Here is a 13,152-nt window from a genome sequence, read left to right as displayed (position 1 = left end):
CGCCGTGACAAGACGCCTTTGCCGCCGTCGGGTGAGGCGCGCGAGTCCTATTCGTGCGCGGTCGCCTTCGCGGGGGCCTCGCCGAGCAGCAGTCGCCGGACGATGGGCACGGGCGGGTAGCCGTAGGACACCACCGCGTCGTGGAAACGCTGGAGGGAGAAGGCCTGGCCCCACTGCGCCTTCGCGTCCTCACGCAGCTCCATGAGCAGCTTCTTGCCCAGTGCGTAGACCAGGTAGGTGGGGTCCGACGTTCCCCGGCGGGCCTCGCGCTCCGCGTTCGTCTTCGTCATGAACGCCTCTTCCTCGAACAGCCGCACCGCCTGCTCGTACGTCATGCCGCGCGTGTGCAGGGACAGGCCCGCGACGTAGCGCGCCAGTCGCTGGAGGTAGAGCGCGAGCTGGTTCAGTCGCAGCTTGTCGGCCGCGGGCCCCGAGCGCCCACCGTAGCCCTCGTCGAGCATCATCTGCTCCGTGTAGAGGCCCCAGCCCTCGGAGAACGAGCCCGAGCCCAGCAGGCGCCGCACCTTGGACTCCACCCGGTTCGTCCAGAGGAACTGCACGTAGTGGCCGGGGTATGCCTCATGGATGGAGACGAGCGGCAGCGCATGATGATTGTAGAAGCTCATGTGCTGCTCGGTCTGCTCCGCGTTCCACGTCGGGTCTGGCGGCGTCACGTAGTAGTAGGCCTCCGTGGCCTGCTTCTCGAACGGACCGGGCGTGCTCATGCTCGCGAAGGACAGTGAGCGATTGAACGACGGCGTCTCCGCCACCTGCGCGCGGACCTCGCTGGGCACGGTGATGATGCGCTCGCGGATGAGGAACGCTCGAATCTCCTCCAGTGTCGCGGTGGTGCTGGACACCAGCTCCGCGGGCGTCGGGTGCTCCTTGCTCAGCTCCCGGTACACGTCCATGGGCGCCTTGCCAGGCCCCAGTCGTCCGGCCACCTCCCGGAACTGGGTCTGGGTGCGCTTCATCTCCGCCTGCCCCCATGCGAGCAGCGAGTCGATGCTCTCCGTCACGCCCTCCTCGTAGAGCAGCTTCTTGCGGTACGTCTCCTCGCCAATCGCGAAGTTCCCCTGGGAGCGGGGCAGCACGTCCTCACGCAGGAACTGGATGTACGCGTCGATGGCCGCGAGGCAGCGCGCCTGTTCCTTCTGGAACGCCTCGTTCAGCGCGGCGTCCTTCACCGGCGCGAAGGCCTGGGGCAGCGTCTGAGCGTAGAGCGACCGGGTGCCCTGGGCCTGCTGGAGGGCAATCTCCGTCCACATCTTCGGCGGGTTCTTCAGCGTCGTCCGCGCCGCCGCGAACAGGTCCGGCACCTTCGCCATGCGGCTCACCGCCGAGCGCATCCGCTGTTCCAGTGGCGCGAAGTCCCGGTTGATGAGCTGGAAGACCGAGACGGAGGCCTGGCTCAGGTACGTGTTGGGGTTGCGCTCCCAGGAGCGCACCTCTTCGGAGTCCAGGATGCGCGCGCGGAAGTGGTTCTCCAGGATGTCGTAGTCGGCCCGGTCCAGGGGCGGCAGCGCGTCGCGGTCCACCGCGGTCGGCAGCGCGGCGAGTCGGCCCTTGGGATACGCGAGGTGGGATGCGCGCTCCTCGGCGGTGAAGCCGCGCAGCTCACCGTCGTAGGTGTGGACGCCCGCGGAGGTGGCTGACAGCGGGAAGCGACGGAACTGCTCGTCGAAGTGCGCGTCCACGAAGGCGCGGAGCGCCACCTGCGCGGGCGTGAGCGCGGCCGCGGCCTGGGTGACAGCCGTGGACGGAGACTCGCTCTGTGTCGGAGGGCGCGAGGTGGTGCAGCTCGCGGACAGCAGCAGCAACGCGGCGAGAGTGCTCGAAGTGCGCGGCGCGGTCATCGTTCCTCGGCGGGCGAAAGAGAAGGTGCCGGGAGCCTCGCCGATGCCACCGCGTGCGACAAGCGCACCCCGACGCATCGCGTGGGGGCCGCCGACGCTCAGTGACAGCGCGGTGATGTGTCGACCGAGCGGAAGACGAGCACCGCCGCCGCCACGAGTGGCATGGCCCGACGAAGCAGGAACTCCGAGAGCCGGGGCCGCTTGCTCCACAGCCCTGCTTGCAGCTGTGCGCCGAGCAGCGCCGGAACTCCCCCCAGCGCGAAGGCTCCCATCACCAGCGCGCCACCACCGAACGAACCGCTCGCGAGCGCCACGGTGAGCACGCCGTAGAGCAGGCCACAGGGAAGCAGCGGCGTCACCGCACCCATTGCGCCCGCGCGACCCACCCACGAAAACTTTGCGCTCCAGCGTGAGAGGGCGCCCGCCAGCCGCGAGAGCCCAGGCAGAGGGGGCAGGCGCTTTCCCAGCTCCAGGGCGGAGGCCACGAGCGCCGCCGCCATCAGCCACGGAAGGTACGGACGCGTGGATACGGCGAGCGCGCGCGTGACGCCGCCGCCCAGTGCGCCCAGCGCGCCTCCCACCAGCGCGTACGCCCCCAGGCGAGCACCTTGATAGGCGAGCAGCGCCCGGTGTCGCTCGGGCCCGCGCATCGCCGGGAGCCCCGCGCAGGCGAGCGGCCCACACATGAGGAAGCAGTGAACGCTGCCGGTGAGTCCCACGGTGAGTGCGCCGAGCGCGCCCGCCACCAGCGTCGGCGTCGGAGTCAGCGAGGTCAGCAGCAGCGGAACGTCGATGGGCATGAACGGGTCCTTCGCAACAGGCATGCCGTTCGCAAGGTGACAGCTCGCATGCCCGACTCCGCGCAAACCCGGCCCCATGTGGCCGTCTGCCTCCACTGTGGCAGCCGCGTGCCGGAGGGCACGGCCTCGCGCGAGTTCTGCTGCGCGGGGTGCGAGGTGGTGCATGGCCTGCTGGTGACGCAGGGGCTGACTCGCTACTACCAGCTCACGGGTGGGAAGACGGCGCCCGCGGCGGAGCCTGCTCAAGGTCGAGGACTCGCGTGGCTGGAGCCCCTGGTGGCCCGCGCGGAGGCCACGCCGGGCGCGCTGTGTTCGCTGGAGCTGGACGTCCAGGGCATCCACTGCGCCGCGTGTGTCTGGTTGATGAACGAGTTGTTCCGCCGTCAGCCCGGTGGGGCGGGGCTCACCGTGGACCCCGCCTTGGGTAAGGCTCGCATGCAGTGGAAGCGCGGGGCCTTCGACGTGGGCGGCTTCCTGCGAATGGTGGAGGGCTTCGGATACCTCTTTGGCCCCAGTCGCAAGCGGCCCGCGCCCGCGAGCCTGGACCTGCCCATCCGCCTGGGCATCTGCGTGGCGCTCTCGATGAACGTGATGTTGTTCTCGGTGAGCTTCTACGTGGGGCTCGCGCCGGAGGATGGAGACGTCTTCCAGCTCTTCACGCGGCTGAGCCTGGGGTTGTCCACGCTCGTCGTCGCCGTCGGAGGATGGCCGTTCTTCCGCTCGGCGTGGCAGGGGCTTCGTCGAGGCGTGCCGCATCTGGACCTGCCCATCGCGTTGGGCATCCTGATGGTGTTCGGCACCTCGCTGGTGCAGGCCAGGGGAGGACGCGGCGACCTCGCCTACTTCGACACCCTCAATACCTTCGTCACGCTGATGCTGGTGGGACGCTGGCTCCAGCAGCGTGTCCTGGAGCGCAACCGGCGCTTTCTGCTGGAGGACGATGGCGCCGACGGGCTCTTCGTTCGTCGGCAGGAGGGAGAGCGGCTCGCCACCGTGCGCGTGTCCCAGGTCGCCGAGGGTGACCTGCTTGTCATCGCGCCTGGGGACCTGGTGCCGGTGGAGGCCGAGTTGCTCGATGCGAGCGCGCGCGTCTCCACGGACTGGATGACGGGAGAGCCGGATGAGCGCGAGGTGGCCGTGGGGGAAGCGCTGCCCGCGGGTGCCTTCAATGCGGGGCGCGAGGCGGTGCGCGCGAAGGCGCGACAGTCGTTCCAGGACTCGCCGCTGGTGGCGCTGCTGCGCCGTGCGCCGGAGGGCACGGGCCGAGGCGCGGGCCACACGCGCTTCTGGGAGGCGGTGTCGCGGCGGTGGGTGGTGACCGTGCTGGCGGTCTCGGCATTGGGGCTCGTGTTGTGGTGGCCGTCGGGACCCGACAAGGCGCTGGAGGTGGCGGTGGCCCTGCTGGTGGTGACGTGTCCCTGCGCCATCGGCATCGCCACGCCGCTGGCCTATGAGTGGGTGCAGGCGCGCTTGCGTCGTGAGGGCTTCTTCATCCGCTCCACGGATCTGCTGGACCGCCTGCCGCGTGTACGTCAGGTGCTGTTCGACAAGACGGGGACGCTGACGCTCGGGCGGATGGAGCTGGTGGACCGGGCCTCGCTCGATGCGCTCACGGAGGAGGCGCGCGACGTGGCCTTCAATCTGGCCTCGCGCAGCAACCATCCGGTGAGTCGGTGTCTCTCGGACTCGCTCTCGCGGATGGGCGCCCGCTTCGTTCCGGAGGCGCGGGTGACGGAGCATCCCGGGCAGGGCCTGGAGTGGGTGCGAGATGGAGTGTCGTGGCGCCTGGGCCGCGCGGACTGGCACCTCGTGCGAGCCAGCAGCTCGCCGACTTTCGTGGGGCATGGCCACGGCGCCGCGCAGTTCGAGGCAGGACTCGGAGACTCGGACACGCTGCGAGCTGGCTACACCCCACGGCTTGAGATGGGAAGTGAGCAAGCCCCATCCGCCGTGCCGTTCGAGGCGGGACTCGGAGCAACAGCCCCGCTGCGAGCTGGCTATACGCCACGGCTCGAGGTGCCATCGCAAGCGAGCGCCACCCTTCCTGGCTCGAACAATAGAACTCCGGTCCTGCCGCGCGCCGACGGCACCGACGGGCCTCGTGGCACCGTGCTCTTTCGCGACGGCTCCCCCCTGGCCTCATTCCCGGTGCGTGAGGCCCTGCGACCGGACGCACGCCGCGAGGTCCTCGCGCTCCAGGCCGAGGGCCATGCTGTCTGGCTCATCTCGGGCGACGCACCCGCGAGGGTGCGCGAGCTGGCGGTCTCCATCGGCGTGCCCCTGGAGCGCGCCTTGGGCGGCCTTCGTCCCGAGGACAAGGCGTGGGCTGTCTCGCGCCTCGGCGCGACGGATTCGCTGTACCTGGGCGACGGCGTCAACGACAGCCTCGCCTTCGAGAGGGCGCTCTGCGCGGGAACCCCCGCGATTGATCGCCCGGTGATGCCGGGCAAGAGCGACTTCTTCCTGGTGGGCGAGGGGCTCTCCTCCCTGCGCGAAGCCCTGCGACTGTCGCGCCACCTGCGGCATGTGGTGCGACGGTTGTTGGTGCTGGCCATTGGCTACAACGCCGTGGCCGTCGCCGTGTGCCTCGCGGGCTGGATGACTCCGCTCCGGGCCGCCGTGGCGATGCCGGCCACCAGCCTCGCCACCGTCCTGTTCACCTTGTGGAGCCTGTCCGCGCCCCGGGCTCTCCGCGGCGCTTCGGTGCCCCTGGCTCGTCCCACGGAGGTGCCCGCATGAACGTGCTCGTGCTCCAGGTCTTCGTGAGCCTGATGCTCGTGGCCAGCTCGGTGCTGCTGTTCATCTACAGCATGCGTCACCGGGACCACGAGCAGGCGGACCGGCTCGCGCTCTTTCCGCTCGAGGAGGACAGCGCGGTTCGCCCCGCCGCGTCTTCCGACGAGCCATCGTCGCCTTCGGCTTCCCAGGAGTGACTCCGTGCAACAACAGCGAATCGTCTACGACGACACCACGGTCCGCCGCTTCATCTTCGCGGCGGTGGTCTTCGGCATCGTGGGCATGGCGGTGGGTGCGCTGGTGGCCAGCCAGCTCGCGTGGTGGCAGGCCAATCTGGGCATCCCCTATCTGACGTACTCCCGGCTGCGGCCCCTGCACACCAACGCGGTCATCTTCGCGTTCGTGGGCAACATGATGTTCGCCGGCGTCTACTACTCCACGCAGCGCCTCTTGAAGGCGCGCATGGCGTCCGACGTGCTCTCGAACATCCACTTCTGGGGCTGGCAGCTCATCATCGTCGCCGCGGCCATCAGCCTGCCCTTGGGCATCACCACCTCCAAGGAGTACGCGGAGCTGGAGTGGCCCATCGACCTGGCCATCACCGTCATCTGGGTCGTCTTCGCCATCAACTTCTTCTGGACCCTGGCGAAGCGCAACGAGAAGAACCTCTACGTCGCCATCTGGTTCTACATCGCGACCATCATCACCGTGGCGGTGCTGCACATCGTCAACAGCCTGGCGCTGCCGCTGGACGGGCTCAAGAGCTACTCCGTCTTCTCCGGTGTGCAGGATGCGCTGGTGCAGTGGTGGTACGGCCACAACGCCGTCGCCTTCTTCCTGACCACGCCGATTCTGGGCATCATGTATTACTTCCTGCCCAAGGCGGCGGAGCGGCCGGTGTATTCGTACCGGCTCTCCATCATCCACTTCTGGGCCCTGGTCTTCATCTACATCTGGGCCGGTCCCCACCACCTGCTCTACACGGCGCTGCCCGACTGGGCGCAGTCCCTGGGCATGGTGTTCAGCGTCATGCTGTGGGCGCCGTCGTGGGGCGGCATGCTCAACGGCCTGCTCACGCTGAAGGGCGCGTGGCACAAGCTGCGCGATGACCCGGTCCTCAAGTTCTTCATCGCCGGCGTGACGTTCTACGGCATGGCGACGTTCGAGGGGCCGCTCTTGTCCATCAAGACGGTGAGCGGGCTGGCGCACTACACGGACTGGATTGTCGGCCACGTGCACGGCGGCGCGCTGGGCTGGAACGGCTTCATGGCGGCCGGCATGTTCTACTGGCTGGTGCCCAGGCTGTACGGCACGAAGCTGTACTCCACCCGCTCGGCGGACGCGCACTTCTGGCTGGGGACGGTGGGCATCCTCCTCTACATCGTGTCGATGTGGATCAGCGGCATCAACCAGGGGTTGATGTGGCGGGCCACCCACGCGGACGGGACGCTGCTGTACCCGAACTTCGTGGAGACGCTGCTCGCCATCCGGCCCATGTACATCGTCCGCTTCGTCGGCGGCTCCATGTACCTGGTGGGCTTCTGCATGATGGCGTGGAACCTCTGGAAGACGGCGCGCGCGGGCAAGGCCGTCGACGGAGAGACCACCGTGGTGGTGGAAGACGCGCCGGCTCCCGTGCCCACGGCGACGACGACGCCCGCGCCAGGCTGGGTGCAGGTCGTCACCGGTCGTCCGCTGGTGTTCGCCATCGCCATCCTCACGGTGACGATGTTCCTGGGCTGGGCGAAGCCGGTGCGCGCGCTGGTGCTGATGGGCGCCATCGTCGCGCTGGGCGAGCTGGCCTGGATTGTCACTCGCAAGGACCGCGAGGCGGGACGGCCGTCATGGTTCGCGCTCATCGAGGGCCGCCCATTGGCCTTCACGGTGCTGACGCTGGTGGCCATCCTGATTGGCGGCGTGGCGGAGCTGTTGCCCACCATCCTCATCCAGCAGGCCGTGCCCGCGCATGGCGAGGCGCAGAAGCCGTACTCGCCGCTGGAACTCCAGGGACGGGACCTCTACGTGCGCGAGGGTTGCTACACGTGCCACTCGCAGATGATTCGCCCCTTCGTGGCGGAAACACAGCGCTACGGCGACGTGTCCCGCGCGGAGGAGTTCATCTACGACCACCCCTTTCAGTGGGGAAGCAAGCGCACCGGGCCGGACCTGCACCGCGTGGGTGGCCGATATCCGAACCTCTGGCACTACACGCACATGATGGATCCGCGAGCCACGAGTCCCGGCTCGAACATGCCGCCTTATCCGTGGCTGGCGGAGAACCGCATCCGCGTGAAGGACGCGCCGAAGAAGCTGTCGCTGATGCGGAAGCTGGGCGTGCCGTACACCAACACGGACGTGGACTCGGCCGAGGCACGGCAGAAATCCCAGGGTGAGGCCATCGCCGCGGACCTGGCGACTCAGGGTGTCCAGGTGGCGTGGGACTCGGAGATGGTGGCCCTGGTCGCCTACCTCCAGCGCCTGGGTCGAGGTCCGCAGGATGTGCGGCCGCCGGAGGTCGCGCCCACCGCGTCGGCGGCGGGAGTCCAGGAAGGAGGCCGCTGATGTACAAGCAATTCTACCAGGGAATGACGTTGGAGGAGCTTCCCCTCTTCGCGCTCGTCCTGTTCATCGCCATCTTCCTGGGCGTCTGCGCCTGGGTGTTCGGAGCTCGCAGGAGCCAGGACTTCGACGCGCTCTCACGGCTGCCGTTGTCGGAGCGCGGGGAGGGCGGTCATGAGTGAGAAGTCGCTGGTCAAACACATCTATGACGGCATCGAGGAGCACGACAACAACCTGCCGAACTGGTGGCTGTTCATCCTCTGGACGACGCTCGTCTTCGGCGCGGGCTACTGGTTCTGGTACCACATCGCGGAGGCAGGGCCGGGACAGTTGGGCGAGTACGCCGCGGAGTCCGCTGAACACGCCCAGCGCATGGCCAGCAACACGCCCGCGTCGGACGACCTGCTGCTGAAGCTGGTGAAGGACCCGACGTCGCTGGAGGGTGGCAAGGCCGTGTTCCAGGCCAACTGCGCGGCCTGTCATGGCGCGCAGGGACAGGGCCTCATCGGTCCCAACCTCACGGACGGCTTCTGGCTGCACGGCGGCGCACCCATGGCCATCCACAAGGTGGTGGCCGACGGCGCCGTGGCCAAGGGCATGCCCGCCTGGGAGCGGACGCTGGGGGCCGAGCGCGTCAAGGCCGTCACCGCGTACGTGTTGACGCTCAAGGGGACGAACGCCGCTGGCGGAAAGGCGCCTCAGGGCGAGCCCGAGCAGCCGTAGCGCTCGCGCCGCGAGGACTCCGACATGGCGACAGCACCCCAGCAGGAAGGCCCCCGCATCGACCAGCTCTCGTCCATCCACGCGGATGGCTCGCGGCGGGCGCTGCACCCGTCGGATGTGCGGGGCCGCTTCATCACCTGGCGCCGCGTGGCGTTCGCGGTGCTCATCGCCATCTATGTGGCCCTGCCGTTGATAGACGTGGGCGGACATCCCGCCGTGCACCTGGACGTGGCGGCGCGACGCTTCTTCCTCTTCGGCGCCACATACAACGCGCAGGACTTCTGGCGGGTCCTCTTCCTGTGCACGGCGCTGGGGTTCGGCCTGCTGTTCGTCACGGCGTGGCTGGGCCGGGTGTGGTGCGGTTGGGCCTGTCCGCAGACGGTGTTCCTGGAGGGGCTCTATCGACCGCTGGAGCGGCTCATCGACGGGCCTCGCGAGCGGCGGCTGCGCCAGGAAGGGACGTCGTGGACGGTGGGCCGCGTGGCGCGCGCGGTGGTGAAGCATGGCGCCTGGCTGGGTGTGTCGTTGCTCATCGCCCACGCCGCGCTCAGCCTCTTCGTGTCCGCCGGAGGGCTGGTGTCCATGGTGGCCGGTGGGCCGAGCGCGGCTCCGGTGGCGTTCACCTGGGCCATGGCCGTCACGGGCGCGCTGTACTTCAACTTCGCGTGGTTCCGGGAGCAGCTCTGCGTGGTGGTGTGCCCCTATGGGCGGCTCCAGTCGGCGATGCAGGACGGGGACTCGCTCATCGTCGGGTACGACTCGCGACGGGGCGAGCCTCGGGGGCGGTTGTTGAAGGTCCTCCCCACGCGGCCCGCGCCGCCGAAGGGCGACTGCGTGGACTGCCGCAAGTGTGTCACCGCGTGCCCCACGGGCATCGACATCCGCAACGGCCTGCAGATGGAGTGTCTGGCCTGCGCGCAGTGCATCGACGCGTGCGACGAGGTGATGGACCGGGTGGGGCGTCCGCGCGGGCTCATCCGCTACGACTCGCTCAACGGGCTCGCGGGCCAGCCCCGGCGCACGTGGCGGCCCCGGCTGGTGCTGTATGCGGTACTGCTGCTCGCCTCCGTGGGCGGGTTCGTGTGGAGCGTGGCGAGGCGCATCCCGTTCGAGGCGAACCTGCTGCGCTTCCAGGGAACGCCCTACCTCGTGGAGGCGGGCTCGGTGCGCAACCAGTTCGAGGTGCACCTGGTGAACAAGAACCCGGAGGAGTCTACCTTCTCCATCACCGTGCGGGGCCCGCCCTCCGCGCAGGTGGTGATACCGCAGGCCCAGGTGCGGCTCGCCTCGCTGGAGAGCTTCCGGGTGCCGCTGTTCGTCCTCGTCCCACAGGGGAGTGTCGAGGTTCCCTTCACCTTCCTCGTCGAGGTGGCGGACTCCGCTTCCGGCGAGGTGAAGCGGGTGGAGGCGCGCTTCCTCGGCCCGCCGTCCCCGCGTCGCTGAGGGAGCAGGGCGGCAGGCTCACGGACACTCCATTCGACGAAAGCCGTGCGTGTCCCCTGGGGCACTCCGCAGATTCTGCGGGTGCTTCCGGGGACCTCGGGCGACAGGCGTGGCACGCGCCTTGGAATGGGGTGGAGGGACATGGAACCGCTGCCAGGTGTCCCCCGGCCCACGCCGGAGCTGCTGAGTCGGTACGACGTCTCCGGACCTCGCTACACGAGTTACCCCACCGCGCCGGAGTGGCGTCAGGACTTCGGGCCGGAGGCGCTGGAGGCCCGCCTGCGGAGCGCTGGGACGCGGGACTCCGCCGAGCCGCTGTCGCTCTATGTCCACCTTCCGTTCTGTCACAGCCTCTGCTGGTACTGCGGCTGCAACGTGGTCATCAGCAGGGACACGAGCGCGGCGGACCGGTACCTCGACCACCTGGTCATGGAGCTGGACCTGGTGACAGCGCGCCTGGGCGCGCGTCGCTCGCTCTCGCAAATCCATTGGGGAGGAGGCACGCCGACGTTCCTCACGGAGCCGCAGCTCGCGCGACTGTGGACCGAACTCACGCGGCGCTTCGTGCCCCTGCCTGACGCAGAGGTCGCCATCGAGGTCCATCCCTCCGTGACGACAGCGGGGCAGCTCACGTTGCTGCGGAGCCTGGGCTTCAACCGCCTGTCCATGGGGTTGCAGGACTTCGACCCGCGCGTGCAGGAGGTGACGAACCGCCTTCAGACGCCTGAGCGGACGCGAGCGTTGCTGGAGCATGCGCGCGCACTTGGCTTCACCGGCGTGAACTTCGACCTCATCTACGGGCTGCCCTACCAGGAGCCGGAGGGCTGGGCGCGGACACTGGAGACGGTGCTGGAGATGCGGCCGGACCGGCTGGCCGTCTATTCGTTTGCCTTCATGCCGGACGTGCTCAAGCACCAGAAGCGGATGCCGGCCGAGGCGCTCCCCACCGCGCCAGTGAAGCTGGAGTTGTTCCGTTCGGCCTATGCGGCGTTCGTGGGGGCGGGGTACCAGGCCATCGGCATGGACCACTTCGCGGTGCCGGAGGACGAGCTGGCGCGCGCGCTGTCCGAGCGCCGACTGGGCCGCAACTTCCAGGGCTACACCGTGAAGGCGGCCTCGGACGTGGTGGCGCTGGGCAGCACGGGCATCAGCGACGTGGGCGGCGCGTATGCGCAGAACATCCGTCCGCTGCCCGCCTACTACGAGCGCGTCTCGCGGGGGCGACTGGCCACCGAGCGCGGCCTGCTGCTCACCGAGGACGACCGGAAGCGCCGCGCGGTCATCACCCAGCTCATGTGCAACGCCTGGGTGGACCTGGGCGAGGATGGAGTCCGCGACTTCGCGCCCGAGCTGGAGCGACTGCGGCGCTTCGAGGAGGACGGCCTCGTGGTCCGCTCGGGCACGCAGTTGGAGCTGACGGCCCTGGGGCGACTGTTCGTGCGCAACGTGGCCATGGTGTTCGACGCGCGCCTGGCGCGCGCCGAGCGGCCTCGCTTCTCCCGAACGGTGTAGCCACCCGGACCACCGAGCAGGCAGGCCCCTCACGGGGCCGCTCCCCTGGCTTCCTCCCGAGGCAATGGCCACTTCACCTGCGCGCCCTCGGGCGACGGAGGTGGTGATGGAGCCGCGACAGTCGCGTGGGTCTGTTCGACGAGGGCTGAGGGCCTCCTGCCTGCTCGCCTCGCTCCTGGTGGCCTCACTGGCGGGCGCGGCGCCCAAGCCAGGGGAGGCCCTGCCGGAGCTGTCCTCGCAGGACCTGGAGGGGAAGACGCACCGCAGTCAGGAGTGGAGGGGACGGCGCACGTTGCTGGTGGTCCTCACCGACAAGGACGGCGGCGAGGAGATGCGGCGCTGGTTCGACACGGCCGCCACCCAGGTGCCGGACTCCGTGCACCGGGCCTCCGTGCTCACCTTCAAGGTGCCCTTCTTCGTCAGCGCGGACTCCGCGAGGGAGCGGGCGAAGAAGAAGGTGCCCGAGGCGTTCTGGACGGACACCTGGCTCGACAAGAGCGGCGATGTGGGCAAGTCGCTGGGGCTGGCCTCCAGTCGCGAGCCCTATGCCATCGCGCTCGATGAGCGGGGACAGGTGCTGGCCGTCGTGCACGGCAACGCGGACTCGCCGGAGGCCAGGGCCCTGCTGGAGAAGCTGTCCGGCCCGTGAGGCTTCCGGTGGTGGAAACACGAAGGGCGCCGCGGGTGGGTTCCCGCGACGCCCCGATTCAGCGTGTCTGCTCGTTGGCGCTCAGCGCTGCGACAAGATTTCCTGGGCGCGCTTCTTGTCGGAGGAGAACGTGAAGGCGTTGTAGAGCTGGTAGTTGTTCTCCGTGTCGAGGATTCGCGACCTCACGGCGCGCAGCACGTTGATCTTGTCGTCGTTGAAGGAGAAGCGGTCCATCAACCGCATCACCTGGGAGACGAGGAGGTAGTTGTTCTGCAGGCCCGTGTTGAGGACGCGGAGCTTGTCGTCGGTGAAGTTCTCCCGGGCGATGGCGTCGTACCAGCGCTGGAAGGCGCCGTCCGCCATCGGGCGAACCATCGGCTCCGGCGGCGGGGGCGGCGGGCGCGGCATCACCGTGGCGAGCAGCGGGGCATCGGCGACCTGGCGCCTCACGTTCTCCAGCGTCTCCTGGGCCTTGCGCACCTTGTTGCGCGAGTCCCGGTCCGCCCGGTCCTCGATGTCCTCCAGCAGGCGCTCCAGGCGCTCCAGGCGCTGCGCCAGGTCCTCGCGGCTGACCACCACCAGGGTGCCGGTGCTGTTCGGCGGGACGAAGGGGCCCGAGTTGTTGTGCGGCGGGTACTGCGGCTGGGAGGGCTGCGACGGCTGCGGACGGCCCGGCGGGGGAGGACGGAACTTCTCCATCGTGGCGTCGGGCGCCTGCTGCTTCTCGACCTGCGGGGAGGTCTGCGCGAAGGAAGTGGCGGCGGTCAGCAGGGCGACGGCGATTGCGAGGGACTTCATCGGGAGCGTCCTTGTTTGTGTACTCGACAGTTCTGACGGGCCGAGTCTCATGGCATTCAAAGCCCCCAGACGACAA

At 69.1% G+C, this 13,152-nt stretch carries 11 protein-coding genes; 8 read left to right on the top strand and 3 right to left on the bottom strand.

The window, feature by feature from the left end; all coding sequences use genetic code 11:
• Window positions 1–47 precede the first annotated feature (47 nt).
• A complete protein-coding gene (locus tag HUA78_RS03395) occupies window positions 48–1,856 on the bottom strand; it encodes a DUF885 domain-containing protein (RefSeq protein WP_174475649.1) in 1,809 nt (602 codons plus the stop codon).
• Between the two features lie 98 nt (window positions 1,857–1,954).
• Entirely contained in the window at window positions 1,955–2,680 is a 726-nt protein-coding gene (locus HUA78_RS03390; protein ID WP_254623532.1) for a sulfite exporter TauE/SafE family protein, read from the bottom strand.
• A gap of 24 nt (window positions 2,681–2,704) precedes the next feature.
• On the opposite strand from HUA78_RS03390, the gene HUA78_RS03385 reads away from it, so the two are divergent.
• The 8 genes from HUA78_RS03385 (at window position 2,705) to HUA78_RS03350 (ending at window position 12,278) form a co-directional block, all read left to right on the top strand.
• Window positions 2,705–5,395, top strand: a complete 2,691-nt coding sequence (locus HUA78_RS03385; RefSeq protein WP_174475648.1) for a heavy metal translocating P-type ATPase metal-binding domain-containing protein — start codon at window positions 2,705–2,707, stop codon at window positions 5,393–5,395.
• On the top strand, window positions 5,392–5,589 hold the full coding sequence (locus HUA78_RS03380; protein ID WP_174475647.1) for a cytochrome oxidase: 198 nt from the start codon (window positions 5,392–5,394) through the stop codon (window positions 5,587–5,589). Before HUA78_RS03385 ends, HUA78_RS03380 begins: the two co-directional genes overlap by 4 nt.
• Before the next feature lie 4 nt (window positions 5,590–5,593).
• Complete coding sequence (ccoN, locus tag HUA78_RS03375; RefSeq protein WP_174475646.1) at window positions 5,594–7,954, top strand: cytochrome-c oxidase, cbb3-type subunit I; 2,361 nt, start codon at window positions 5,594–5,596, stop codon at window positions 7,952–7,954.
• Window positions 7,954–8,133 (top strand): CcoQ/FixQ family Cbb3-type cytochrome c oxidase assembly chaperone, encoded by a 180-nt coding sequence (locus HUA78_RS03370; RefSeq protein ID WP_141645468.1) that lies wholly within the window; start codon window positions 7,954–7,956, stop codon window positions 8,131–8,133. The genes ccoN and HUA78_RS03370 overlap by 1 nt, the downstream gene beginning before the upstream one ends.
• Window positions 8,126–8,674 (top strand): cbb3-type cytochrome c oxidase N-terminal domain-containing protein, encoded by a 549-nt coding sequence (locus HUA78_RS03365; RefSeq protein WP_141645469.1) that lies wholly within the window; start codon window positions 8,126–8,128, stop codon window positions 8,672–8,674. Before HUA78_RS03370 ends, HUA78_RS03365 begins: the two co-directional genes overlap by 8 nt.
• 24 nt (window positions 8,675–8,698) lie before the next feature.
• Window positions 8,699–10,117 carry a cytochrome c oxidase accessory protein CcoG gene (gene ccoG / locus HUA78_RS03360; RefSeq protein ID WP_174475645.1) on the top strand — a complete coding sequence of 473 codons (1,419 nt, stop codon included), beginning with the start codon at window positions 8,699–8,701 and terminating at the stop codon, window positions 10,115–10,117.
• Window positions 10,118–10,258: 141 nt separating this feature from the next.
• Window positions 10,259–11,629: an oxygen-independent coproporphyrinogen III oxidase gene (gene hemN / locus HUA78_RS03355; RefSeq protein ID WP_174475644.1), complete on the top strand. Its 1,371-nt coding sequence runs from the start codon at window positions 10,259–10,261 to the stop codon at window positions 11,627–11,629.
• 64 nt (window positions 11,630–11,693) lie between these two features.
• Window positions 11,694–12,278, top strand: coding sequence for a hypothetical protein (locus HUA78_RS03350; protein WP_174475643.1), 585 nt, complete (start codon window positions 11,694–11,696; stop codon window positions 12,276–12,278).
• An 81-nt stretch (window positions 12,279–12,359) separates the two neighbouring features.
• On the opposite strand, the gene HUA78_RS03345 is transcribed toward HUA78_RS03350, so the two are convergent.
• A complete protein-coding gene (locus HUA78_RS03345; protein ID WP_254623531.1) occupies window positions 12,360–13,076 on the bottom strand; it encodes a DUF4476 domain-containing protein in 717 nt (238 codons plus the stop codon).
• Window positions 13,077–13,152: the final 76 nt, after the last annotated feature.

Source organism: Myxococcus sp. CA033 (genome assembly GCF_013336625.1).
Classification (GTDB): Bacteria; Myxococcota; Myxococcia; order Myxococcales; family Myxococcaceae; genus Myxococcus; species Myxococcus llanfairpwllgwyngyllgogerychwyrndrobwllllantysiliogogogochensis.
The sequence above is the reverse complement of the archived record's forward strand: the minus strand, read 5'-3'. Positions and strand labels throughout refer to the sequence as shown.

Coding starts and splice junctions, on each gene's coding strand:
- HUA78_RS03385 (WP_174475648.1), top strand. CDS start 2,705: ATGCCCGACTCCGCGCAAACCCGGCCCCATGTGGCCGTCTGCCTCCAC.
- HUA78_RS03345 (WP_254623531.1), bottom strand. CDS start 13,076: ATGAAGTCCCTCGCAATCGCCGTCGCCCTGCTGACCGCCGCCACTTCC.
- HUA78_RS03390 (WP_254623532.1), bottom strand. CDS start 2,680: ATGCCTGTTGCGAAGGACCCGTTCATGCCCATCGACGTTCCGCTGCTG.
- HUA78_RS03365 (WP_141645469.1), top strand. CDS start 8,126: ATGAGTGAGAAGTCGCTGGTCAAACACATCTATGACGGCATCGAGGAG.
- HUA78_RS03380 (WP_174475647.1), top strand. CDS start 5,392: ATGAACGTGCTCGTGCTCCAGGTCTTCGTGAGCCTGATGCTCGTGGCC.
- HUA78_RS03395 (WP_174475649.1), bottom strand. CDS start 1,856: ATGACCGCGCCGCGCACTTCGAGCACTCTCGCCGCGTTGCTGCTGCTG.
- ccoG (WP_174475645.1), top strand. CDS start 8,699: ATGGCGACAGCACCCCAGCAGGAAGGCCCCCGCATCGACCAGCTCTCG.
- hemN (WP_174475644.1), top strand. CDS start 10,259: ATGGAACCGCTGCCAGGTGTCCCCCGGCCCACGCCGGAGCTGCTGAGT.
- HUA78_RS03350 (WP_174475643.1), top strand. CDS start 11,694: ATGGCCACTTCACCTGCGCGCCCTCGGGCGACGGAGGTGGTGATGGAG.
- HUA78_RS03370 (WP_141645468.1), top strand. CDS start 7,954: ATGTACAAGCAATTCTACCAGGGAATGACGTTGGAGGAGCTTCCCCTC.